The following is a 23,790-nucleotide window of genomic DNA, read 5'->3' as shown; positions in this document are numbered from 1 at the left end:
CAAGCGTGATGTGCATGACATCACAAATCGCTTGACGTGAAAGCGCGCCGGATCAATCTTCACTGTTAAGAAAAAAATACGACTGAGTGGAAACACTGATGTCGCGGCAATGATGGGCCGGGGAGAAGCTTCGCGACAGTCGAGGCACCGCCGGCAGGGAACAGAAAAAGGGGAATTCATTGATATGAGCACGATAAGCACGGCACTCGAGCAGCCTGCCGACAGCAAGCTGCTGAGACACATCGACTGGCGCGGCGCCTTCTGGGTGGCGAGCGGCGTTCCGGCCCTGGTCCTGTTTTCGATCGGCGGCATTGCCGGCACGACGGGAACGCTGGCTTTCCTGATCTGGACTGTGTCCATGGTCATGGGCTTCCTGCAATCCTTCACTTATGCCGAGATCGCCGGCCTGTTCCCTAACAAGTCGGGCGGCGCCTCGATCTATGGCGCGACCGCCTGGCTGCGCTACTCCAAGTTCATCGCGCCACTGTCGGTGTGGTGCAACTGGTTCGCCTGGTCACCGGTGCTGTCGCTCGGCTGCTCGATCGCTGCTGCCTATATCCTCAATGCGCTGGCGCCGGTGCCGCTGTTCACCGATGCGTCGCCGGATGTCGTCGCCTACATCGCGGCGCATGCCGGAACGGCGCCTGCCGACGCCATCGCCGCGGTGACCGCGGCGGCCACGCCGGCAATCCGCACCTGGACGCTTTTCAGCCACACACTCGGTCCTGTCTCCTTCACCCTCAACGCAACCTTCTTCATCGGCGCGGTGCTGATGCTGATCATCTTCTCGATCCAGCATCGCGGCATTCTGGGCACCGCCAATGTGCAGAAGTACATCGGCCTGCTGGTCATCATCCCGATGCTGATCGTCGGCGTCGTGCCGATCGTCACCGGCCAGATCAACTGGGCAAACTTTTCGCCGCTGGTGCCGCTGGCCGCAGCCTACGCGCCCGAGCCCGGCTCGTGGAACATTCCCGGCTGGACGCTTGTGCTCGGCGGCATGTTCATCGCCGCATGGTCGACCTACGGCTTCGAAACGGCCGTCTGCTACACCTCGGAGTTCAAGAACCCGGGCACCGACACCTTCAAGGCGATCTTTTATTCCGGCCTGCTCTGCATGCTTTTGTTCATCCTGGTTCCCTTCACCTTCCAGGGCGTGCTCGGCCTCAACGGCATGCTGGCGACGCCGATCGTCGACGGCTCGGGCGTTGCGGACGCACTGGCCGGCATGGTCGGCGGCGGCGCGCTCATCCACAGCCTGCTGGTGATGCTGATGATCCTGGCTCTGGTGCTGTGCATCATGACGGCAATGGCCGGTTCGTCGCGCACGCTCTACCAGGGTTCGGTCGACGGCTGGCTGCCGCGCTATCTGAGCCACGTCAACGAACATGGCGCGCCGACGCGGGCGATGTGGACCGACCTCGTCTTCAACCTGATCGTGCTGGCCATCGCTTCGGCCGACGCGACGAGCTTCTTCTTCATCCTCGCCGTGTCGAACTGCGGCTACATCATCTTCAACTTCCTCAACCTCAATGCCGGCTGGATCCACCGCATCGACAACGGCCACATCAGCCGGCCTTGGAAGGCCCCGAGCTGGCTGCTCGGCCTCGGCGCCATTTTCGCTTATGTCAACGCCATCTTCATGGGCGCCGGTGCCAAGGTGTGGAACCCGATGGCGCTATGGGCCGGCCTGATCACCGCAGCGCTGATCATCCCGGTGTTCTGCTACCGGCATTACGTCCAGGACAAGGGCAAGTTCCCCGACCACATGCTGGCCGACCTCGGCATGGCGGGAGCCGACCTCTCGGTCAAAAAGGCCGGCATGCTGCCCTATCTGACGCTGGTCGCCGGCGTGGTGGTGATGCTGCTCGCCAACTGGTACTTCGTCATCTGAAAATGACGGCGGCTTGAAAGGAATGGGCGCGCTTCGGCGCGCCCTTTCGTGCTGAGAGGTCAGCCGGCCTTGCGGATGGCCGCTTCGGAGCCTTCGAAGAACCGGTTCGGCGGCCGCTTCAGGCCAAGATTCTCACGCAAGGTCGTGCCCTCATATTCGCGCCGGAAGAGGCCTCGCCGCTGCAATTCGGGCACCACCTTCTCGGCGAAGTCGTCGAGACCGGCCGGCAAATAGGGGAACATGATGTTGAAGCCGTCGGAACCCTCGGCGAGCAGCCATTCCTCCATCTCGTCGGCGATGGTCTTCGGGGTGCCGACAAAGGCAAGGCCGGAATAGCCGCCAAGCCGCTGCGCCAATTGCCGGACCGTCAGGTTCTCCTTGCGCGCCAGTTCGATGACCCGCTCGCGGCTGCTCTTCGAAGCGTTGGTCTCCGGGATTTCGGGCAAGGGCGCGTCGGGATCGAAGCCGGATGCGTCATGGCCGAGGGCGATCGACAATGAGGCGATGCCGCTCTCGTAATAGACCAGGCTGTCGAGCTTCGCCCGCTTGGCCCGCGCTTCCTCTACGCTGTCGCCGACGATGACGAAGGCGCCGGGCAAGATCTTGATGTCGTCGCGCGAACGGCCGAGTTTTTGCGCACGACCTTTGACATCGGCAAAGAAGCGCTGCCCTGCTCCAAGATCGCTATGGGCGGCGAAAATAACCTCCGCGGTTTCGGCCGCCAGCTGCCGCCCGGCCTCCGAGGCGCCGGCCTGGACGATGACCGGCCAGCCTTGCACCGGGCGGGCAATGTTGAGCGGGCCGCGCACCGAGAGATGCTCGCCCTTGTGGTCCAGCACATGCAATTTGGCGGGGTCGAAATAGAGCCCGCTTTCGGCGTCGCGGATGAAGGCGTCATCGGCAAAGCTGTCCCACAGGCCGGTCACCACATCGTAGAATTCCCGCGCCCGGTGATAGCGCTCGTCGTGCTCGACATGATCGTCGAGGCCGAAGTTCAGCGCGGCGTCGGGGTTGGACGTTGTGACGATGTTCCAGCCCGCGCGCCCGCCGCTGATGTGGTCGAGCGAGGCGAAGCGGCGGGCGATGTGATAGGGCGCGTCGAAGGTCGTCGATGCGGTGGCGACCAGGCCGATATGGTCGGTAACGGCGGCCAGCGCCGACAGCAGCGTGAACGGCTCGAAGGAGGTCACCGTGTGGCTGCGCCGCAGCGCCTCGATCGGCATGTTGAGCACGGCCAGGTGATCGGCCATGAAGAAGGCGTCGAACTTCGCCGCCTCCAATGTCTGCGCGAAACGCTTCAGATGCGCGAAGTTGAAATTCGCGTCTGGATAGGCGCCGGGGTAGCGCCAGGCGCCGGTGTGAAGACTGACCGGGCGCATGAAGGCGCCGAGCCGCAATTGTTTTTTGTCTGCCATGGATGGTCACCTGAGGTAGATGAGCTCTATCGCTCCGATATCAGCAGGATCGGACGGCTTTGCCGTCCTGGAAAGGAATTCTGTTTTGCAAAACCCTTGCCGTGGAGCATTTCCTACGGGCGGCCGTTCAATCTATCTTGATGAACACGCCCTTGGTGTTGAGATATTCGCCGAGATGCTCGGCGCCGCCCTCGCGGCCGTAGCCGCTCATCTTGTAGCCACCGAAGGGCACCGCCGGATCGATGGCGTGGTAGGTGTTGACCCAGACCGAGCCGGCGCGGATCTTTCGCGACAGTTGGTGCGCCTTGGCGACGTTCTGGGTGAAGACCCCGGCGGCAAGGCCGTAGGGCGTGTTGTTGGCGCGCTCGACCGCTTCGTCCAGCGTGTCGAAGGGCAGCGCCGAGATGACCGGACCGAAGATTTCCTCGCGCGCGATCTTCATGTCGTCGGAGACGCCGGCAAACACGGTCGGCGCGACGAAATTGCCGGCGGCGAGCGCGCCCTCCGTGAGGCGGGTACCGCCAGTGACCAGCTTTGCGCCATCGGCCGAGCCGGCTTCGAGATAACCGGTCACGCGTTCGAGCTGCCGCAGCGAGACCAGCGGGCCGATCTCGGTCGCCGGGTCGATGCCGTCACCGATCCTCAGCCCCTCGGCGTAAGCGGCGAGCCGCGCGACGAACTCGTCATGGATGGAGCGCTCGACGAACAGACGCGAGCCGGCAATGCAGATCTGGCCGGAATTGGCGAACACCGACATCGCCGCCACCGGGACGGCCTTGTCGAGATCGGCATCGGCGCAGACGATGACCGGCGACTTGCCGCCGAGCTCCAGTGAGACGCGCTTCAGATTGCCGGCCGAGGCGCGGACGATCGACTGGCCGGTCGCGGTCGAGCCAGTGAAGACGATCTTGTCGACGCCGGTATGTTCGGCAAGTGGGGCACCCGCCTCGGCGCCGGTACCGGTGACGATGTTGACGACGCCGGCCGGCACGCCGGCCTCGTTCATGATGTCGGCTATCAAGAGCGGCGTCAGCGGCGCCTCTTCCGACGGTTTCAAGACGATGGTGCAGCCGGTGGCGAGCGCCGGGCCGATCTTCCAGATCGAGGCCGCGGTGGGGGCGTTCCACGGAATGATGGCGCCGACGACGCCGACCGGCTCCTTACGGGTGAAGGAGACGATTTCACCGGCCAGCGAATTGTCGATGGTCTCCCCGTGCAGTGCGGTGGCCATGCCGGCGTAGTAGCGCAGCATGCCGATGACGCGGTTGCGATTGGCGCGGGTGCGCACGATCGGCATGCCCATGTCCGTCGTGTCGGAGCGACTGATCTCTTCCCAGTGCTTTTCGAAGAGGTCGGCAATTTTCAGCAGCAGCACCTGCCGCTCGTAAGGCTTGAACCGGCTCCACGGCCCTTCGAAAGCCTTACGCGCCGAAGCCACGGCAAGCTCAATGTCCTGCCGGTCGCCGCGCGGCACGGTGGCGATGACCGCGCCGGTTGCCGGATTGCGGGTTTCCATTGTAAGCCCCGAGCGGGCATCGACCCAGGCGCCGTCGATGAACATCTGCCGATGGCGCCCGTCGATCGGCAGGCGCAGGGCGATCGGGGTCTGGGCCAGGGTCATCATGATCATCCTCCACGCGACAAATGGGGCATCATGGCCGCCGGAACGCCACAACGCCGCACGTCAAACGTACGGCGTTGTAGCATTTTTCCCAGGGCGCATCCTATGCGCCAGCGGCTGTTACTCGGCGGCCAGGGCCAGTTGCGGCCTGTCATTGTCCTGAACCGCCTCGCCCGCCGGCTCCTTGGCCTTCTTCGGCTCGCGGCCGAAGAACAGCGCATAGCCTGCCGGCAGCACCAGGATGGTGAGCACGGTGGCAACCAGGATGCCGCCCATCATGGCGTAGGCGAGCGGCCCCCAGAACACGGCGCGCGAGATCGGGATCAGCGCCAGCACCGCCGTCATCGCCGTCAGCACGATCGGCCGGAAACGACGCACGGCCGAGCCGATGATCGCCTCCGATCGATCCATACCCCTGGCGATGTCCTGGTCGATCTGGTCGACCAGGATGATCGAGTTGCGCATGATGATGCCGAGCAGCGCGATGACGCCGAGGATGGCGACGAAGCCGAACGGCGCACCGCTGATCAACAGAGCGGCTGCAGCGCCGATGATGCCGAGCGGACCGGTGGCCAGCACCAGCATCGCCTTGCCGAAATGCTGCAGCTGGATCATCAGCAACACGACGATGACCGCCAGCATGACCGGCGCCTTGGCGGCAATCGACGCCTGGCTTTCAGCGGAATCCTCGGCACCGCCCTGGATCTCGATCTTGTAGCCGGGCGCGAGACCGGCGCGCATGCCCTGCATGTCATTGTAGAGCTTGGTGACGACATCGTTCGACTGCACGCCGTCCGGCAGCGTGGCGCGCACCGAGATGGTCGGCAGACGGTCGCGCCGCCATTCGACACCCTGCTCGAGCACCGGCACCACCTTGGCGACCTGCGAGAGCGGGACGAAGCCGCCGAAATCGGTCTGGATATAGACCGAGTCGACCGAGGACAGCAGGTTGCGGCTGGCGTCCGGTTCGCGGGCGACGATGGACACCGTCTCCTCGCCGTCGCGGAAGTCGTCCAGCGGCGCGCCGGACATCGATGCCTGCAGCATCTGGCGGATGCGCTGCGAGGTAACGCCGAGCGCCCGGGCGCGGTCCTGGTCGATGACCAGCTTCATCGCCGGCACCGGCTCCAGCCAGTCGTCGTGAACGGCGCCGAGCAGCGGATTTTCAGCGAATTTCGCCTTCACCTGATCGGCGATGCGGCGCACTTCCTGGCGGTCCGGACCCATGACGCGCATCTGCACCGGCCAGCCGGTCGGCGGACCGAGGAACAGGCGATCGACTTTGGAACGGATCGAGGGGAAATCCTGCGCCAGGATGGAGCGCAGTTTAAGGATCAGTCGCTCACGCGCCGGCTCGTCATTGGCCATCACCAGAAGCTGGGCATAGTTCGGGTTGCGCAATTGCTGGTCGAGCGGCAGGAAGAAGCGCGGCGCGCCCTCGCCGATATAGGTGGCGATGAAGCGCTTGTCCTTGTCGTCCATCATCCTGGCTTCCAGCGCCTTGGCCTGCGTCTCGACCTCCTTGATCGAGGTTCCCTCAGGCAGCCAGAGATCGACCAGGATTTCGGGACGCGAGGATTGCGGGAAGAAGTTCTGCGGGATGAACTGGAACGCCCACAGGCTGGTGGCGAATGTCACCAGTGTCATCACCAGCACGATGATGCGATGGCGCACCGCCCAGCCGACCGTGGCGCGCAGCCGGCGGTAGAAGCCGGTGTCGAAGGCATCGTGATGATTGCCGGCATGTTTGCGCTGCTTGAGGATCATGTAGCCCAGCCACGGCGTGAAATAGACGGCGACGAACCAGGACACGACCAGCGCGATGCCGACGACGTAGAACAGCGTGCGCACATACTCGCCGGCCGTGGAGGCGGCGAAGCCGACCGGGATGAAGCCGGCGGTGGTGATCAGCGTGCCGGTCAGCATCGGGAAGGCGGTCGAGGAATAGGCGAAGCTCGCCGCCTCGATCTTGACCAGCCCCTCCTCCAGCTTGCGCTCCATCATCTCGACGACGATCATGGCGTCGTCGACGAGCAGGCCGAGCGCAATGATCAAGGCGCCAAGCGAAATGCGCTGCAGGTCGATGCCGAGTTCGTACATGATGGCGAAGGTGGCGGCCAGCACCAGCGGAATGGCGATGGCGATGACCAGGCCGGAGCGCCAGCCGATCGACAGCAGCGAGACGGCCAGAACGATCAGCAGCGCCTCGCCCAGCGCCTCCATGAACTCCTTCACCGCATCGCGCACGACTTCCGGTTGGTCGGAGATCTGGTCGACGGAAACGCCATAGGGCAGCGCCTCTTCGAAGCGCTTGTAGGTCGCCTCGACATCCTTGCCGACATCGGTGACGTTGAAGCCCTTGGCCATGACGACGCCGACCTGGACGCTTTCGTGGCCGTTGAAGCGGTATTTGCGCTGATAGGGATCCTCGAGGCCGGAGGACACGGTGGCGATGTCGCCGAGACGCGTCACCTGGCCGCCGGCGCGCAGGCGCAATTCCCTGATGTCGGCTGCCTTGGTGACATCGCCCTCGACCGAGATGCGCACCGAGCGCAGGCCGGTGTCGACCGAGCCTGCCGGATCGACATTGTTCTGGCCCTTGATGGCGTTCTGCAGGTCGGTGAGCGTCAGGCCGCGTTCGGCCAGCGCCTTGGACGAGATGTCGATATAGATCTTCTCCGGCTGATCGCCGATGATGACGGCCTTCTCGACGCCCGGCGTCGTCAGCAGCATGTCGCGCGCCTGGATGGCGAACTTCTTCAGCTCGGGATAGGAGTAGCCGTCGCCGCTGATCGAGTGCAGCGTAATGAAAGTGTCGCCGAACTCGTCGTTGAAATAGGGGCCGAGCAGGCCTTGCGGCAGGTCGCCCGAGATGTCGCCGACCTTCTTGCGCACCTGGTAGAAGGCGTCCTTCACCTCAGCTGCATCGGCGTCGCCCTTGACCTGAACGGTGATGATGGCGCTGCCGGCGCGGGTGTAGGAACGGACGAAATCGAGATGCGGCGTTTCCTGCAGCTTGCGCTCGATCTTGTTGACGACCTGATCCTCCATCTCCTGGATCGAGGAGCCCGGCCAGATCGCCTGGACGACCATGACGCGGAAGGTGAAATCGGGGTCTTCCTTCTGGCCCATGCGCATCAGGCCGAGCCCGCCGGCAATGATGATCAGACCGAACAGGAAGCGGGCGATCGAGGGATGGCCGATGGCCCAGCGCGAAAGATTGAAAGGCCGCTTTTCACTGCTGTCGTTGGTGGTGGTCATCGGCGTCAGTCCAATTCGTTGATCGTGAGCGCACGCCCTCGGCATGCGGTCCGGGGAATTCCGATGCTGGCTTCCGGGCGGCGAGGCTTTCCGAGCGGGAGAGACCCTCATCGCGGTGGGACGCGTGGATCGATGCGGGGGAACTCGACCTTGGCGTCTCGACCATCGGGCACTCGCCGCCCGGAAACCTTGAATGCTTCGCCAGCCCTCTTCGCCGAAGCGACGATCAAGCCGGCTTCATGCGCCTGCCGTCAGCGCAGGGCCTTTGCGGCGTCGCCTTCCGCGGAGGCGGCCTGCACCGCATCGCCGTTCAGCTTGACCTTGAGATTCTCGGTCATGAACTGGGTGCCGGCGGCAACGACGACATCACCCGGCTTGAGCCCGTCGGCGACACTGACGCCGTCGGCGGTAAACTCCGCAACCTTGACCGGGCGCTCGTGCACCGTCTCGCCGGCGCGGTCGACGGTCCAGACGATCTTTTGGCCATCCTTTTCCGCCAGCGCGCTGAGCGGGATCGATACCATCTCCTGCTTCTTGGCCACCGAAGCCTTGATGTTGGCCGTCATGCCGAGCAGCACGCGCGGATCGTCGGGCAGCGAGACACGCACGGCAAAGGTGCGCGACTGCTGGTCGGCGCTGCCGGCCACTTCGCGGACCTTGCCGGAGAGCTTCAGCGCATCGTCGGACCAGAAGCTGGCGGTGACATCCTTGCCTGGCTTGAAGGCGGCGATGTCCATTTCGGGAACCGCGATCAAGACTTCCTTTTCGCCGTCGACGGCAACCGTCATCACTGGCGTTCCGGCACCGACCACCTGACCGACATCGGCGGAAACCGCAGTCACGATGCCGTTCTCGCTCGCCTTGAGATCGGTATAGACGACCTGGTTCTGCGCCTGCGAAAGGGTCGAACGGGCGGCATCGCGCGTCGCCACGGCCTGGTTGTAGCTCAACGTCGCCTGCTCGAGCTGCGACTTCGAGGTGAAGTTCTTGGCAAAAAGCTGCTCGGCGCGCTTGCGGGACAGATCGACCGTCTCGACCTGCCGCTCGGCGGCATCGAGGCTGGCCTTGGCGCTCTTGACCGAAAGTTCGTAGTCGGTGGAATCGATACGGGCGAGTACATCGCCCGATGTCACATGCTGGCCGATATCGACCAGGCGCTGGGTCACCTTGCCCGAGATGCGAAAGCCGAGATTCATTTCGGTACGGGCGCGCACCGAACCGGAATAGGCGAGTTCACGGCTGTTTTCGGCCTGGCCGATCTCGACCACCTTGACCGGACGGATGATGTCCTGGACTTCGGTCTTCTCCTGGCTGCAGGCGGCGAGCCCGAGCGTGGCGACGATCAGGCCGGCGGCCGGCAGCTGGCGGAGGATGGAACTGGGCAAAGACACTTTCGTACTCCCGACTGGAGATGAACGGTCGACACCGGCGCCCGGCGGGCGGCGGTTATTTCAGGGCCTTGATTGCGTAATCGATGAGGTCGTCGGGCATCGCCCGATTGGTCTTGGCAAGGCACTGCGCCACCATTTGCGGGTGGCACAGAATGACGGTGGCGGCGCCGAAGCAGCGCGATGCGATGACCGGATCCTGTTCCCGGAACTCGCCGGCCTCGATGCCTTCGCGGATCACCTCGGCAAACAGGTCGTGGACAGAATCGACATGCTTGTCGATGACGCCCCAGTCACGCTCGAGCGCGACGATGACCATCTCGTGCACCTTCTGGTCGTCGAGCATGACTTCCATGGTCATTTTGTACTGCGCATGGATATAACGGCGCAGCCGCTCCTCGGCGCCGATCGGCAGATGCATGATCTCGTAGGCCATCCTGTAGCTGGCGCCGAGCATGCGGCCGCAGACGGCTTGGTGGATTTCAACCTTGGAGGCGAAGAAACGGTAGATGTTGGCCGGCGACATGCCGAGTTCGCGGGCGATATCGGCGACATTGGTCTTGCCGTAACCATAGTGGCGGAACAGGCGCTCGGCGCAGTCGAGAATGCGGGTGACATTCTCCTGGCGGGCGGCGTCGACCATGATGCTGGCGGCTTCGGACATGGCTCTTTCGTTTGACTAGTGACGAATTTCAACTTTCGTCACTCGTAAATCGAAAGAGAGAGGGTGTCAATGCAGATTCGACGTACGCGTATAATTGGTGACAGATGGTGACAGGGGGTGGGCGTGAGCCAGGAGCGCAAGCAAGGTCGTCTTTCGGCGTGGCGATCCTTCCCACCCCCTCTGTCCTGCCGGACATCTCCCCGCAAGGGGGGAGATCAGATGTCACTTCGGCTTTCGCCAACCAGCAACGTTTCAGGAGCCGTACGAAGGCGAAGCTGTCAATCTCCCCCTTGCGGGGGAGATGTCCGGCAGGACAGAGGGGGGTGGGCAGGAACTCGACTTAGCGCATTTGACCGAGCCTACGTGCCCCTCGCCATCTCGCGCAGCCGAAACTTCTGGATCTTCCCCGTCGACGTCTTCGGAATCTCGGCAAAAATCACCGCCTTCGGCACCTTGAACCGCGCAAGCAGTCCTCGGCAGTGATCGATGATCTCGGCTTCGCTGGCCGCCTTGCCAGGCTTCAGCTCGACATAGGCGACTGGCACCTCGCCCCATTTATCGTCCGCCCTGGCCACCACGCCGCAGGAGGCGACGGCCGCGTGTTTGTAGAGCGCGTCCTCGACCTCGATCGACGAAATATTCTCTCCGCCGGAGATGATGATGTCCTTGGAGCGGTCCTTGAGCTGGATGTAGCCGTCGGGGTGCATGACGCCGAGGTCGCCGGAATGGAACCAGCCTCCGGCAAAAGCCTCGTCGGTTGCCTTCCTGTTTTTCAGATAGCCCTTCATGACGATGTTGCCGCGGAACATGACCTCGCCGATGGTCTCGCCGTCGGCCGGCGTCTCTTGCATCATTTCGGGGTCCATCACCGTCAGGCCTTCGAGTGCGGCATAGCGCACGCCTTGCCTGGCCTTCTTCTGCGCCTTCGATCCCTTGTCGAGATCGTCCCATTCGCCATGCCATTCGTTGACCACCGCCGGACCGTAGGTCTCGGTCAGGCCGTAGAGATGGGTGACAGCAAAGCCGGCATCGGCCATGCCCGACAGCACGGCTTCCGGCGGCGGTGCGGCTGCGGTGTTGAAGGTGACTGTCTGCGGGAAGTGGCGCTTGTCCTCTTCCCTGGCGTTGATCAGCACCGACATGACGACGGGTGCGCCGCACAGATGCGTGACGCCATGGTCGGCGATAGCGTCGTAGATCGGCTTCGGCCGCACCCAGCGCAGGCACACATGGGTTCCGGCCTGGACGGCCAGCGTCCACGGAAAACACCAGCCGTTGCAGTGGAACATCGGCAGCGTCCAGAGGTAGACGGCGTGCTTGGCCATGCCGGCATGGATGGTGTTGGTGTAGGCCATCAGGGCAGCGCCGCGATGGTGGTAGACGACACCCTTCGGATTGCCGGTGGTGCCGGATGTGTAGTTGAGCGAGATCGCGTCCCATTCGTCGTCGGGCATCGACCAGGCAAAATCCGCGTCGCCACCGGCGACGAGATCCTCATAGTCGAGCGCGCCGATGCGCTCACCCTTCGGATAGGGCGCATCAGTGGCATAGTCGGGATCGTCATAGTCGATGACCAGAGGCTTCACTTTCGCCAGCGCCAGCGCCTGTTTGACGACGCCGGAGAATTCGCGGTCGACGATCAGCACCTTGGTCTCGGCATGGTCGAGCTGGAAGGCGATGACGGCGGCGTCGAGGCGGGTGTTGAGCGAATGCAGCACCGCCTTGGTCATCGGCACGCCGAAATGCGCCTCCAGCATCGGCGGCGTGTTGGACAGCATGACGGTGACGGTGTCGCCCTTGCCGATGCCGCGCTTCGACAGCGCCGAGGCGAGCTTGAGCGAGCGTTGCCAAAAGGTGCGATAGTCTATGCGCTGGTTGCCATGGATGATGGCGACATGGTCGGGATAGGTCCTTGCCGCTCGCTCCAGATAGGTGAGCGGCGTCAGCGGCTGGTGGTTGGCAGCGTTCTTGCCCAGATCCTGATCGTAGGGATTGCCCATCCCGCTCCTCCCCGAATTTTCTTTTGTTGAGAACTTCTAACCACAGGTTTCGGCCACGTCACCATCAGCGAATCCCGACCAGGCACATTTGGCGCAATGATTGTCCAGTTTCGACAGGCAAGAAGGTATCATGTACCCATGCCAGTTTGACTTTTGTCGAGAGCCGTGAATAATGTCAGCGAGGAGACGGCATGGCGATCCGACCGGCAGAACAGCTTATCCACAAGGCCGCGTGGCTCTATTATGCCCATGGCCTGCGCCAGGACCAGGTCGCAAGCCAGCTTAACATTTCCCGAGCGTCGGTGGCTATGTACCTGCGCAAGGCGCGCGAGACCGGCATCGTCAATATTTCGACCTCGACGCAGCTGTTCACCGACGATGTGCTGGCGCGCCAGCTCGAGGATGCGCTGAAGCTCGATGCGGTGTGGATCGCGCCGGAGAACGACTATGTTCTCGATCCGTCGACCGACATTGCGGTGCTGGCGGCGAGCGTCTTTCTGGAACTGGTGAAGAAAGGCGACCGGATCGGCGTCGCCTGGGGCCGCACCGTCTACACAATCGCCGACATCATGTCCTATGCCGACCTGCAGGACGTCACGGTGGTGCAGCTCTGCGGCAATCTCGGCGCGCCCTATTCCTATCGGCCCGACCAGTGCACGATGGAGATCGCGCGGCGGCTCAACGCCAAGGGGCTGAATTTCTACGCGCCGCTGGTGCTGACGACGGAATTGCTGGCGCATGGCCTGCGCGCCGAACCGGTGATCCGCGGGCAATTGTCGGATATCAGCAACTGCGATCTCGCGCTCTATTCTGTCGGAACCGTCGACGCCGACAGCCATGTCGTCAAATGCGGTGCGCTGAGCGCCGGCGAGATGGGGGTGTTGCGCGAGGCGGGGGCCGCCGGCGTCATCGCCGGCCAGATCATCGATGCCACCGGCAAGGCGCTCGACTGCAGCTACAACCGCCGCGTCATTTCGGCCTCGCTCGCGTCGCTACGCCAGATCGAAAAGCGCCTGATGGTGGTGCAGGAGGACAGCAAGTTCGGGCCGCTGCTGGCGGCACTCGCAGGCGGTCTGTGCACGCATCTGGTCGTGGGCGCCAGCATGGCGCGGCGGCTGCTCGACCATGCCGGTGCGGGGGTCGCAGCGGGAGCGAAAAAGGCTTCCTGAGAAACGAGATCCTTGCAGCCGGCGCATTGTCATCAAGGCGTCGCGGCATTCCTGTTCACACCAACACAACAAAGACAGCAAAGCGGACATAGCGAAATGAAGAACCTTTGGAATGATGGCGACGCGGAAAGACTGGTTGCCGACTATGCGAAAAAGGGCGTTGCCCGCGACCTCGCGCTGCGGGTCTACACGACCCGGTTGCTCGGCGGCGAGCCGCGGCTGGTGCTGCATGGCGGCGGCAACACCTCCTGCAAGACCAAGGCGACCGATCTCGTCGGCGACGAGTGGGACGTGCTGTGCGTCAAGGGCAGCGGCTGGGACATGGGCGTCATCGAGCCGCAAGGCCTGCCGGCGGTGAAGATGGCCGCGCTGCTCAAGGCACGCGCGCTGGACAGCCTCGCCGATGAGGACATGGTGGCGCTGCAGCGGGCAAACCTCATCGACCCCGCCTCCCCCAACCCGTCGGTCGAGACGCTGCTGCATGCCTTCTTGCCGCACAAATTCGTCGATCACACCCATTCGACGGCGATCCTCGCCATCGTCGACCAGGCGGACAGCAAGGCGCTGATCAAGACCGTGTTCGGCGACAGATTGGGTTATGTCCCCTACATCAAGCCAGGCTTCGACCTCGCCAAAGTGGCGGCCGATGTCTACGACGCCGATCCTGATGTCGAAGGCCTGATCCTCGACAAGCATGGCATCTTCACCTTCGGCGATGATGCCAGGCAGGCCTATGACCGAATGATTCACTATGTGAGTGTGGCGGAAGACTATGTCGCCAGGAACGGCAAGCCGCAACCGGCCAAGGCCGCGTTGCCGGCAAGGCTGGCGACACCGGCCTCCATCGCACCGGCGCTGCGCGGCGCGGTGGCGGTGTCGCGCGGCGAAGGCCGCTTCGACCGCATGATCAGCGACTTCCGTACCTCGGACGCCATCGTCGACTTCATCAACTCGGCCGGGATTGCCGACTATGCCGCGCGCGGCGTGTCGACGCCTGACCTGTCGATCCGCATCAAGACCGGGCCGATGGCGGTGCCGGCCCCGGACGCCGACAAGGCCGGCGACTACAAGGCAATCATCAAGAGCCATGTCGACGCCTTCGCCAAGGATTACCGCGCCTATTTCGAGACCAATGACGCGCTGGACGACGTCAAGCGCACCACGCTCGATCCAATGCCGCGGCTGACGCTGGTGCCGGGCCTCGGCATGTTCGGCCATGGCCGGACGCTGAAGGATGCAAAGATCGCCTCGGATGTCGGTGAGATGTGGATCGAGGCGGTGCGCGGCGCTGAGGCCGTGGGCAGCTTCCATCCGCTGTCCAAGGCCGACCTGTTCCCGCTCGAATACTGGTCGCTGGAACAGGCCAAGCTTGCCTCCAACAAGCCGAAGCCGCTGACCGGCCAGGTGGTGCTGATCACCGGCGGCGCCGGCGCCATCGGTGCCGCTACGGCCAAGCTGTTCGCCGCCAATGGCGCGCATGCGGTCGTCGTCGATCTCGACGCGACAAAGGCGGCCGAGGCCGCGAAGGCCGCCGGCAACAATTCGATCGGCGTCGGCGCCGACATCACCAACCCTGCCGAAATGCGCGCTGCCTTCGACAAGGCTGTCGCCGTCTATGGCGGCGTCGACATCCTGGTCTCCAACGCAGGGGCCGCCTGGGAAGGCCGCATCGGCGAACTCGACGATGCTCTGCTGCGCAAGAGTTTCGAGCTCAACTTCTTCGCGCATCAGTCGGCGGCGCAGAACGCGGTGCGCATCATGCTGGAACAAGGCACCGGCGGCGCGCTGCTCTTCAACACCTCCAAGCAGGCGGTCAATCCCGGCCCGAAATTCGGCGCCTATGGCGTGCCCAAGGCGGCAACGCTGTTCCTGTCCCGGCAATATGCGCTCGATTACGGCGCGCATGGCATCCGCTCCAATGCGGTCAATGCCGACCGTATTCGCTCCGGCCTGTTGACCGACGCCATGATCGCCAGCCGCTCCGGCGCGCGCGGCGTGTCGGAGAAGGAATACATGTCCGGCAATCTGCTCGGGCAGGAAGTGACGGCCGATGACGTCGCGCAAGCCTTCCTGCACCATGCGCTGGCCGAGCGCACCACCGCCGATGTCACCACGGTGGACGGCGGCAACATCGCGGCGGCGCTGCGCTGACATAGGCCTGGAGCGGTTCATCGTCTCATCAAAACGGCGAACCGCTCCCGGTCTTGACGGACTCCGGGCGGAAAGCCGCTTTCGCACTTCGTGCTGAAAAACTGCTCGAACCGGTCAAAATCCCACTCCAATCCTTCGCTTATTGCTCGACCAGTTTAGGGGGACGCCATGTGTTTCGCATGCGAGCTCCAACCCTGATCCTTGGTGGAGTTCTCGATGGCAGCGAAAAGACTTCGTATCGGCGTGCTCTTCGGCGGGCGTTCCGCCGAACATGAGGTTTCGCTGCTTTCGGCAACCAATGTCATGCGTGCGCTGGATCCGGCGAAATACGATGCCGTTCCGGTCTTCGTCACCCGTGAGGGGCAATGGCTGCTAAGCCGCTTCGAGGATGGTGCGCTGGCGACGCCGTCAGACGGAACGCAGCTTTGCCTGGTGCCGGGCGGACATGGGCGGATGCTGGCGATCCCCGCCAGGGGTGCGCCGCACGACCTGCCCGCCATCGATATATTGTTTCCGGTGCTGCACGGCCTGTATGGCGAGGACGGCGCTGTGCAAGGGCTGGCCGAGGTGGCGCGCGTGCCGCTTGCCGGCTGCGGCATCCTCGGTTCGGCGGCCGCGCTCGACAAGGATGTCGCCAAGCGGCTTCTCAAGGCGGCAGGGGTGCCCGTCACGCGCTCGGTGACGATCGAGGACGGTGCGGCACCCTCTCTGGCGGTGCTGGAAGACCAGCTTGGCCTGCCGATCTTCATTAAGCCGGCGCGGCAGGGCTCGTCGGTCGGCGTGGCAAAGGTCAATGGCAGCCAGGAATTCGAGCGGGCGCTCGCGGAAGCTTTACAGCATGATCGCAAGCTGCTTGCGGAGGAATTCATTCGCGGCCGCGAGATCGAATACAGCGTGCTGGAGAGCACCGATGGCGAGCTCTTCGTCTCACGGCCGGGCGAGATCGTGCCGGCGGAAAGCCACGGCTTCTACAACTACAACGCCAAATACATCGACGAGAATGGCGCGGCATTGGTGGTGCCGGCGCAGCTGCCGCCGGAGGTCGAAGCCGCCATGCGCGACACGGCCGCAAAGGCGTTCAGGGCCGTCGGTTGCGATGCGATGGCGCGCGTCGACTTTTTCCTGATGCCGGACATGACGTTCGTGATCAACGAGCTCAACACCATCCCCGGCTTCACCGACATCAGCATGTACGCCAAGGCGATGGCGGCAAGCGGTGTCGGCTATCCGGAGGTCATCGACCGGCTGGTGGCGCATGGGTTGGCGAGAGTTCGGCGTTCAAGCTGAGAGATGCGCTTGCAAGAACGGGCGACTGTAGCTACATTGTGGCTCAATAAGAAGGAGTCACGATATGGCAACGGATACGGTCGTCCGCGCTCGCATCGATGCCGCGACAAAGGATCAAGCAACGGAAGCTCTGGCGGCGATGGGACTGTCGGTCTCCGATGCCATTCGCCTGCTGCTAGTTCGCGTTGCCGCCGACAAGGAATTCCCCTTCCCGGTGAAGGTGCCTAACGCAACCACCCGGAAGGCCATGGCCGAACTGGAACAAGGCAAGGGCAAGCGGCTGGGGTCGGCCGATGCCTTGTTCAAGGATTTGGGTATCTGACATGCTCACGCCCGTTCGCTCCGGGCAATTCCGTAGGGATGTGAAGCGTATGGAGAAGCGCGGCAAAGATGTCGGCAAGTTGCGCGCCGTCCTGGGCCTGCTGATTACCGAGCACGAACTGCCGGCGAGCTATAAGGATCACCCTTTGAAAGGCGATTGGAAGGGTTATCGGGATGCTCACCTGGAACCGGATTGGCTGTTGATCTATCGCGTCGCCGGCGATGAACTGCAGCTTGCCCGCACGGGCTCTCATTCCGACCTGTTTAACGAGTGAAGATATCTTCGGCAAAAAGCCGCCTGCAGCGATTGTTGCAGGCGGCTTTGTGATTTGTAGCTGACCCTACTTCGCGTTCGGGTTCGGCATCCAGGCCGGCATAGCGACATCGGCATGGGCGAATTGCGGCAGCTTGGCCGACAGGTCTTCCATGTTCTTGATGTCCTTGTCGATCAAGTCCTTCTGGGTGATCAGCGTCGGCGGCACGATGACATTGTGGCCGGGGTCTTCACCGGCGAGCAGTTGCGCCAGGGCGCGCACCGAAACCTGGCCGACGACGGCCGGGTTGGTGGCGGCGGTCGCTGCCCAGGCGCTGTCGGTCTCGCGCATGGCTGATATGTCCGAGGTCGAGATGTCCGCGGAGTAAATCTTGATCTTCTTGTTCAGGCCCGCCTCGTCGACGGCGATCTTCACACCCTTGGCGAATTCGTCATAGGGGGCGAACATCACGTTGATGTCCGGGTGCGCCGACAGCACCGAGCGCGCCTGGTTGGCGACCGAGTTGGCGATCGGGTTGTCGAGCGTGCCGAACATCGCCACTTCCTTGATGCCGGCGTATTTCTTCTTCACGTCGACCCAAGTCTCGTTGCGGCGGTCGAGCGGCGCGATGCCGGCGACATAGACGTAACCGGCGTTCCAGCTCTCGCCATTGTCCTTAACCGCCTGCTCCAGTGCGAGGCGGGCCAGGTCTTTGTCCGACTGTTCGACCTGCGGGATCTTCGGATTTTCGACATTGACGTCGAAGGCGACGACCTTGATGCCGGCGTCGACGGCGCGTTGGGCGGCGTCCTTCATCGATTCCGTCAGGCCGTGCTGGATGATGATGCCCTGGACGCCGAGCGCGATGGCCTGGTCGACCATGTCGGCCTGCAAGGCCGCGTCCTGGCGGCTGTCGAGCACGCGCAGATCGACGCCGAGCGCCTTGGACTGCGCCTCGACGCCCGAGAGATAGGCCTGGAAGAAATCGCCGGTCGAGAGATAGCGCACCAGCGCGATCTTGACGCCCGGCTTGTCGAACGGCGCCAGCTTGTCCGCGGCCAGAGCCGGCACCTGCATCAGCATGGTTGCGCCGGCAAGCCCGAGCGCGACCTTCCCCAGAAGTCTTCTTGTGACGTTCACGTTGTTTCCTCCATTTGTTGAACCCAAACTGTTCCGGCAGCCGTTTCTATCTCCTGCCCCTGCCGGAAAGGGCGAAGGTGAAGACAAGGGCGACGACCAGAACCACGCCCTTGACGAAATCCTGCGTGTAGTAGGGCGCGTTCATCATGGTCAGGCCTTGCAGCAGAATGCCGACGAACAGCGCGCCGACGGCGGTGCCAAAAGCGTTCGGCTTGGCGGCGCCAAGCACCGCGTAACCGATCAGCGCCGCGGCAACCGCATCGAGCAGCAGATTATTACCCGAGGCGATGTCGCCGCGTCCAAGCCGTGCCGCGAGCAAAATGCCGCCGATCGAGGCAAAAACTCCTGAAATGACGTAGGCCCAGATTTTGTATGCCTTGACAGGCGCGCCGGCGAGTTCAGCGGCGCGTTCATTGCTGCCGACGGCATACATCATGCGGCCGAAACGGGTGTATTCGAGGAAGAACCAGATCAGCAGCGCCAGCACGATCAGCACCACGACCGAGACCGGAATGAGGTTCGGGATGAAGAAGTCGAAGCGGTGGCGGCCGAGCGCCAGGAACGCGTCGGAGAATTTTCCGTTGGCGACCGAGCCGTCCGGCATGGTCATGCCGGTGGCGATCGAGCGCCCTTCCGTCGGGATGCGTTGCAGGCCGACAAGCAGGAACATCATGCCGAGCGTCGCCAAGAGATCGGGCACCCGCATATAGACGATCAGCCAACCGTTGATGAGGCCGACGAGCACGCCGATGAGGATGCAGGCGAGAACGGCAACGAACGCGTTCTGCTCCAGCACGACCATGGCATAGGACGCTGCCATCATGGCAGAGGTCGCGACCGAGCCGATCGAGAGGTCGAAACCGCCGACGACAAGCGTGGCAGTGACGCCGAGCGCCAGCACGCCGGTGATGGCGACCGATTGAAAGATGAAGACGGCACTTTGCGGCGAGACGAACCCATCGGCGGCGACGGCGAAATACGCGATCAACCCGAATAACAGTACGATGAACCCATAGCGGATGGCGTAATCGCGCAGTGTCATTCAGCGCCCGCCGTCAATACCCAACTCAAACCCATGCACTCCATTCCAATTCTCGTCGTCAGTTCGTCAATCATCTTGGCTCACGCCGCGCTGTGCAGCGGCCCGCCGGCGACTTCTGCCAGCAGGCGGTCGAGATCGACATCGGCATTGCGGTGTTCGCCGACGATGGTCTGCTCCGACATCACCAGGATGCGGTCGGCCGTCTCCAGCGCTTCGTCGAGCTCGGTGACGAAGAGCAGCGTGGCGCGGCCATTGGCGCTGGCCCTCAGCTTGGCGGCGATGTCGCGCCTGGCCGAGATGTCGACGCCCTGGAACGGCTCGTCGAGGATGAACAGTCTGGCTGCCTGCGCCATCCAGCGCGCGACCATCACCTTCTGCTGGTTGCCGCCCGACAGCGTGGTCATTTCGTCCTTCTCGGAGCGGCAGACGATGCCGAGATCTTCGATCTGGCGGCGGGCGGTGGCGCGTTCGAGGCCGCGCTTGAGCACGGCAAAACGCGACATGCGCTTGTGGAAGGGAAGGCTGATGTTTTCCTGGATGTTGAAACCGCCGACGATGCCGCTTTCGCCACGGTCCTTGGCAACCAGGAACACGCCGGCGGCAATGGCCTCGCCCGTCGATGCAGGTGCATACGGCTTGCCGTTCAAAGCCATCGTGCCGGCAAGTGGCTTGCGCACTCCAAATAGCGTTTCGGCCAGCACGGTCTTGCCGACGCCGACGAGACCGGTGACGGCAACGACCTCGCCATCGCCGAGCGTCAGTGAGATCGGCCGGGCTCCCGGCGCGATGCGCAGGCCTGTGATGGTCAGGATCGGCTTGGCAGCGCTTTTGGCTTCGATGCGGTCGAGATGGATCTTGCGGCCGAGCATTGCGTTGACCGCGCCCTCATAGTCGAGCGGCTTCTGCTCGAACACGCCTGAGACGACGCCGTCGCGCATCGAGACGATGCGGTCGGCAAGCCGCCTGATGTCTGACATGCGGTGCGAGATGTAGAGGATGGCGACGCCTTGCTCGCGCAGCCGGTCGAGCAGCGAAAACAGCCGGTCGGCCTCGGCGCTGGACAGGGACGAAGTCGGCTCGTCAAGGATCAGCACTTTCGGCTGGTGCGCCATGGCGCGCGCGATTGCCACCATCTGGCGGTCGGCTAGCGACAGGTCGCTGACCCGCGCCCTGAGGTCGATGGTCAGCCCCATGCGGTCGGCGACCGCCCTCGCCTCGCGCCGCACGCGGCCCGGATTGAACAGCAGCGGCGCGCCCTTGCCGCTCAGCCGGTCGAGCGTCAGGTTGGTGGCGACATCGAGATCGGCGACAACGCCGTCATTTATGTTTTGATGGACGGTGACGACGCCGGCGCGGATCGCCTCGGCTGGCGTGCTCGGCGCGAAGCTGTCCCCGGCGAGGCTCATCGTGCCGCCGGCATGGTCGTAGACGCCGCTGATGATTTTCACGAGGGTGGACTTGCCGGCGCCGTTGGCGCCCATCAGAACGGTGATCTCACCGGCATGCAATTCGAGCGAGACGCCGCCAAGCACCTCGATATGGCCAAAGGACTTCCTCAGGCCGTCCACGCGGAACACGGCATCATTGCCCATTCGTTCCTCCCTGACGATGACGCTATGGGCTATGTCATCAATTGTCAACTCGATTGACAATTGCCAGACAGCTTCCTAGCTTGGCCCCGCCGCCATCGCTCCACTATGATCGGAACGAACAAGCGGGAGGGTGAGGAATGACTGGAAAATTGCCGTTCGAAGCACTGTCGGTCGAGACGCTTGCTACGCGCCTCGGCGCCAACGGCGCGCTTTGCTCAAAGATCGGCAAAGACACCAGCGCCTGGAAGGTGCGCGAGGTCGGCGACGGCAATCTGAACCTCGTCTTCATCGTCGAAGGCGCGTCGGGTGCTGCCGTCGTCAAACAGGCCCTGCCCTATGTCCGCCTCGTCGGCGACAGCTGGCCGCTGCCGCTCAAACGCTCCTTCTTCGAATACCATGCGCTGACACGGCAAGAGGCGCGCTCGCCAGGCTCGGTGCCAGCGATCTACCATTTCGACGAGGGTCAGGCGCTGATCATCATGGAATATCTGGCGCCGCCGCATATCATCCTGCGCCGCGCCCTGATCGACGGCCGCCAGCTTCCCAACATTGCGCGCGACATCGGCCTGTTCATGGCCCGCACTTTGTTTCGCGGCTCCGATCTCTCCATGCCGACCAAGGACCGCAAGGCGGACCTGGCGCTGTTCGCCGACAATGTCGAGCTTTGCGGCATCACCGAGGACCTGGTGTTTTCCGACCCCTATTTCGACGCCAAGCTGAACCGGCATACCTCGCCGCAGTTGGACGGCCTGGTCGCCGAACTGCGCGCCGACCGCGACCTCAAGGTGGAGGCACAACGGCTGAAGCATATCTTCGCCGCCAATGCCGAAACCCTGCTGCATGGCGATCTGCATTCCGGCTCGATCATGGTCACCGACACCGAGACCAGGATGATCGATCCGGAGTTCGCCTTCTACGGTCCGATGGCCTTCGACGTGGGCATGCTGCTCGCCAATTTCTGGATGTCCTTCTTTTCGCAGCGCGGCCATGAGCAGCAGGGCAAGCGCGACTCCATGCGCGCCTATCTGCTCGGGGTGACGAACGAGACATGGTCGGTGTTCCGCGCCGAGTTCTCGCATCTGTGGCGGACCGAGCGCACCGGCATGCTCTACCAGAAGAGCCTGTTCGAGGATCAGGGCGACATTCTCGCCTCGGAGCAGGCGCTCGATCATGTGCTGGACCAGATCTGGGCCGACCTCCTGGGCTTTGCCGGCATCGAGGTGCATCGGCGCATTCTCGGCCTCGCCCACAATGCCGATTTCGAGACCATCGAGGACGAGGATCTGCGCGCCTCTTGCGAGGCCAAGGCGTTGAAATTCGGCCGCCACATCGCCGTCAACCGGCGCCAGATCCACAGCATCGACGAGGTCAACAATCTGGCCACGCTGATCGAACGGGAGAGCAGGATTTGAACGTCGGCGAGCGCCATTACCGCACCATCTGGCTGAGCGACGACAAGCGCGCGGTCGAGATCATCGACCAGCGCTGGCTTCCGCATGAGTTCCGCGTCGAAAGGATAGGCACGGTCGACGGCATCGCCACCGCCATCCGCGACATGTGGGTGCGCGGCGCGCCGCTGATCGGCGTCACCGCCGCCTATGGCGTTGCCATTCAGATGGCGGACGACCCGACGGACGCAGCGCTCGACGCGGTGTGGGAGACGCTGCACAAGACGCGGCCGACGGCGATCAATCTGCGCTGGGCGCTGGACGAAATGCGCCGCTTCCTCAAGCCGCTCCCACCGGCGCAACGCGCTGAGGCCGCCTACAAGCGCGCCGCGGAGATCGCCGACGAGGATGTCGGGCTGAACCGCGCCATCGGCGAGAACGGCCTGAAAGTCGTCAAGGAGATCGCTGCGCGCAAGAGGCCGGGCGAGCCGGTCAACATCCTCACCCATTGCAATGCCGGCTGGCTGGCGACCGTCGACTACGGCACCGCGACCTCGCCGATCTATCTGGCTGTCGAGGCCGGCATTCCGGTCCACGTCTATGTCGACGAAACCAGGCCGCGCAACCAGGGGGCCCAACTGACCGCCTGGGAGATGGCCGGCCACGGCGTGCCGCACACGCTGATCGTCGACAACGCCGGCGGCCATCTGATGCAGCGTGGCGAAATCGACATGGTGATCGTCGGCACCGACCGCACCACAGCCAATGGCGATGTCTGCAACAAGATCGGCACCTACCTCAAGGCGCTCGCCGCCGCCGACAATGATGTTCCCTTCTATGTCGCCCTGCCCTCGCCGACCATCGACTGGACGGTGGGTGACGGGCTGGCCGAGATTCCGATCGAGGAACGGTCGGGTGATGAGGTGTCGCTGGTCTGGGGCAAGACGGCGGATGGGAAGATTGCGCAGGTGCGCGTGTCGCCGGATGCGACGCCTGCTGCGAACCCGGCTTTTGACGTGACGCCAGCGCGGCTGGTGACGGGGCTGATCACCGAGCGCGGGGTGGCCAAGGCGTCGCGTGAAGGGCTGAAGGCGATGTTCCCGGAGCGCGGATAATTGGCTGATCTCCCCCCTCGTGGGCCTGTTGCGTTATTAGGCTTTGGACGCCTGGAGAGACGGCAGGGGCGCAGCGAAGTGGTTTCCG

The 23,790-nt window shown here is 63.7% G+C and carries 17 protein-coding genes; 8 read left to right on the top strand and 9 right to left on the bottom strand.

The window, feature by feature from the left end; translation table 11 throughout:
- The first annotated feature begins 184 nt into the window (after nucleotides 1–184).
- Nucleotides 185–1,894: an APC family permease gene (locus tag ACWTU9_RS21135; protein WP_455859965.1), complete on the top strand. Its 1,710-nt coding sequence runs from the start codon at nucleotides 185–187 to the stop codon at nucleotides 1,892–1,894.
- A 59-nt stretch (nucleotides 1,895–1,953) separates the two neighbouring features.
- Here ACWTU9_RS21135 and ACWTU9_RS21130 read toward each other — a convergent pair whose 3' ends face one another.
- The 6 genes from ACWTU9_RS21130 to ACWTU9_RS21105 all read right to left on the bottom strand — a co-directional run bounded on the left by ACWTU9_RS21130 (nucleotide 1,954) and on the right by ACWTU9_RS21105 (nucleotide 12,243).
- Nucleotides 1,954–3,309, bottom strand: a complete 1,356-nt coding sequence (locus ACWTU9_RS21130) for an LLM class flavin-dependent oxidoreductase (RefSeq protein ID WP_455859964.1) — start codon at nucleotides 3,307–3,309, stop codon at nucleotides 1,954–1,956.
- 127 nt (nucleotides 3,310–3,436) lie between these two features.
- A complete protein-coding gene (locus ACWTU9_RS21125; RefSeq protein WP_455860119.1) occupies nucleotides 3,437–4,930 on the bottom strand; it encodes an aldehyde dehydrogenase family protein in 1,494 nt (497 codons plus the stop codon).
- 120 nt (nucleotides 4,931–5,050) lie between these two features.
- Nucleotides 5,051–8,191: an efflux RND transporter permease subunit gene (locus tag ACWTU9_RS21120; RefSeq protein ID WP_455859963.1), complete on the bottom strand. Its 3,141-nt coding sequence runs from the start codon at nucleotides 8,189–8,191 to the stop codon at nucleotides 5,051–5,053.
- A 251-nt stretch (nucleotides 8,192–8,442) separates the two neighbouring features.
- On the bottom strand, nucleotides 8,443–9,582 hold the full coding sequence (locus ACWTU9_RS21115; protein ID WP_455859962.1) for an efflux RND transporter periplasmic adaptor subunit: 1,140 nt from the start codon (nucleotides 9,580–9,582) through the stop codon (nucleotides 8,443–8,445).
- Between the two features lie 55 nt (nucleotides 9,583–9,637).
- Complete coding sequence (locus tag ACWTU9_RS21110; RefSeq protein ID WP_455859961.1) at nucleotides 9,638–10,243, bottom strand: TetR family transcriptional regulator; 606 nt, start codon at nucleotides 10,241–10,243, stop codon at nucleotides 9,638–9,640.
- A 359-nt stretch (nucleotides 10,244–10,602) separates the two neighbouring features.
- Nucleotides 10,603–12,243, bottom strand: coding sequence for an acyl-CoA synthetase (locus tag ACWTU9_RS21105; RefSeq protein ID WP_455859960.1), 1,641 nt, complete (start codon nucleotides 12,241–12,243; stop codon nucleotides 10,603–10,605).
- A gap of 191 nt (nucleotides 12,244–12,434) precedes the next feature.
- On the opposite strand from ACWTU9_RS21105, the gene ACWTU9_RS21100 reads away from it, so the two are divergent.
- From ACWTU9_RS21100 to ACWTU9_RS21080, 5 genes are all read left to right on the top strand, one after another.
- Nucleotides 12,435–13,412 (top strand): sugar-binding transcriptional regulator, encoded by a 978-nt coding sequence (locus ACWTU9_RS21100; RefSeq protein ID WP_455859959.1) that lies wholly within the window; start codon nucleotides 12,435–12,437, stop codon nucleotides 13,410–13,412.
- Nucleotides 13,413–13,508: 96 nt separating this feature from the next.
- The gene (locus ACWTU9_RS21095) at nucleotides 13,509–15,563 is read left to right on the top strand and encodes a bifunctional aldolase/short-chain dehydrogenase (protein ID WP_455859958.1); all 2,055 of its coding nucleotides are present in this window, start codon (nucleotides 13,509–13,511) and stop codon (nucleotides 15,561–15,563) included.
- A gap of 216 nt (nucleotides 15,564–15,779) precedes the next feature.
- Nucleotides 15,780–16,850, top strand: coding sequence for a D-alanine--D-alanine ligase family protein (locus ACWTU9_RS21090; protein ID WP_455859957.1), 1,071 nt, complete (start codon nucleotides 15,780–15,782; stop codon nucleotides 16,848–16,850).
- Between the two features lie 64 nt (nucleotides 16,851–16,914).
- Entirely contained in the window at nucleotides 16,915–17,172 is a 258-nt protein-coding gene (locus ACWTU9_RS21085; protein ID WP_455859956.1) for a type II toxin-antitoxin system RelB/DinJ family antitoxin, read from the top strand.
- Nucleotide 17,173: 1 nt separating this feature from the next.
- Nucleotides 17,174–17,446 (top strand): type II toxin-antitoxin system YafQ family toxin, encoded by a 273-nt coding sequence (locus tag ACWTU9_RS21080; RefSeq protein WP_455859955.1) that lies wholly within the window; start codon nucleotides 17,174–17,176, stop codon nucleotides 17,444–17,446.
- Nucleotides 17,447–17,512: 66 nt separating this feature from the next.
- Here ACWTU9_RS21080 and ACWTU9_RS21075 read toward each other — a convergent pair whose 3' ends face one another.
- The 3 genes from ACWTU9_RS21075 to ACWTU9_RS21065 form a co-directional block, all read right to left on the bottom strand.
- Nucleotides 17,513–18,565, bottom strand: coding sequence for a substrate-binding domain-containing protein (locus ACWTU9_RS21075; RefSeq protein ID WP_455859954.1), 1,053 nt, complete (start codon nucleotides 18,563–18,565; stop codon nucleotides 17,513–17,515).
- A gap of 46 nt (nucleotides 18,566–18,611) precedes the next feature.
- Nucleotides 18,612–19,607, bottom strand: a complete 996-nt coding sequence (locus tag ACWTU9_RS21070; RefSeq protein ID WP_455859953.1) for an ABC transporter permease — start codon at nucleotides 19,605–19,607, stop codon at nucleotides 18,612–18,614.
- 80 nt (nucleotides 19,608–19,687) lie between these two features.
- Complete coding sequence (locus ACWTU9_RS21065) at nucleotides 19,688–21,199, bottom strand: sugar ABC transporter ATP-binding protein (RefSeq protein WP_455859952.1); 1,512 nt, start codon at nucleotides 21,197–21,199, stop codon at nucleotides 19,688–19,690.
- Nucleotides 21,200–21,336: 137 nt separating this feature from the next.
- Between ACWTU9_RS21065 and mtnK the strand changes: the two genes are divergently transcribed.
- Complete coding sequence (gene mtnK, locus ACWTU9_RS21060) at nucleotides 21,337–22,611, top strand: S-methyl-5-thioribose kinase (RefSeq protein WP_455859951.1); 1,275 nt, start codon at nucleotides 21,337–21,339, stop codon at nucleotides 22,609–22,611.
- Nucleotides 22,608–23,702: an S-methyl-5-thioribose-1-phosphate isomerase gene (gene mtnA / locus ACWTU9_RS21055; RefSeq protein WP_455859950.1), complete on the top strand. Its 1,095-nt coding sequence runs from the start codon at nucleotides 22,608–22,610 to the stop codon at nucleotides 23,700–23,702. Before mtnK ends, mtnA begins: the two co-directional genes overlap by 4 nt.
- Nucleotides 23,703–23,790: the final 88 nt, after the last annotated feature.

Source organism: Mesorhizobium sp. 128a (assembly GCF_053848025.1).
This window is presented reverse-complemented; position numbering and strand designations above follow the sequence as displayed.

Bases quoted from the DNA above. Each gene is read 5' to 3' on its own strand.
- ACWTU9_RS21135 (WP_455859965.1), top strand. From the start codon at position 185: ATGAGCACGATAAGCACGGCACTCGAGCAGCCTGCCGACAGCAAGCTG.
- ACWTU9_RS21130 (WP_455859964.1), bottom strand. From the start codon at position 3,309: ATGGCAGACAAAAAACAATTGCGGCTCGGCGCCTTCATGCGCCCGGTC.
- ACWTU9_RS21125 (WP_455860119.1), bottom strand. From the start codon at position 4,930: ATGACCCTGGCCCAGACCCCGATCGCCCTGCGCCTGCCGATCGACGGG.
- ACWTU9_RS21120 (WP_455859963.1), bottom strand. From the start codon at position 8,191: ATGACCACCACCAACGACAGCAGTGAAAAGCGGCCTTTCAATCTTTCG.
- ACWTU9_RS21110 (WP_455859961.1), bottom strand. From the start codon at position 10,243: ATGTCCGAAGCCGCCAGCATCATGGTCGACGCCGCCCGCCAGGAGAAT.
- ACWTU9_RS21105 (WP_455859960.1), bottom strand. From the start codon at position 12,243: ATGGGCAATCCCTACGATCAGGATCTGGGCAAGAACGCTGCCAACCAC.
- ACWTU9_RS21100 (WP_455859959.1), top strand. From the start codon at position 12,435: ATGGCGATCCGACCGGCAGAACAGCTTATCCACAAGGCCGCGTGGCTC.
- ACWTU9_RS21095 (WP_455859958.1), top strand. From the start codon at position 13,509: ATGAAGAACCTTTGGAATGATGGCGACGCGGAAAGACTGGTTGCCGAC.
- ACWTU9_RS21090 (WP_455859957.1), top strand. From the start codon at position 15,780: ATGGCAGCGAAAAGACTTCGTATCGGCGTGCTCTTCGGCGGGCGTTCC.
- ACWTU9_RS21085 (WP_455859956.1), top strand. From the start codon at position 16,915: ATGGCAACGGATACGGTCGTCCGCGCTCGCATCGATGCCGCGACAAAG.
- ACWTU9_RS21080 (WP_455859955.1), top strand. From the start codon at position 17,174: ATGCTCACGCCCGTTCGCTCCGGGCAATTCCGTAGGGATGTGAAGCGT.
- ACWTU9_RS21070 (WP_455859953.1), bottom strand. From the start codon at position 19,607: ATGACACTGCGCGATTACGCCATCCGCTATGGGTTCATCGTACTGTTA.
- ACWTU9_RS21065 (WP_455859952.1), bottom strand. From the start codon at position 21,199: ATGGGCAATGATGCCGTGTTCCGCGTGGACGGCCTGAGGAAGTCCTTT.
- mtnK (WP_455859951.1), top strand. From the start codon at position 21,337: ATGACTGGAAAATTGCCGTTCGAAGCACTGTCGGTCGAGACGCTTGCT.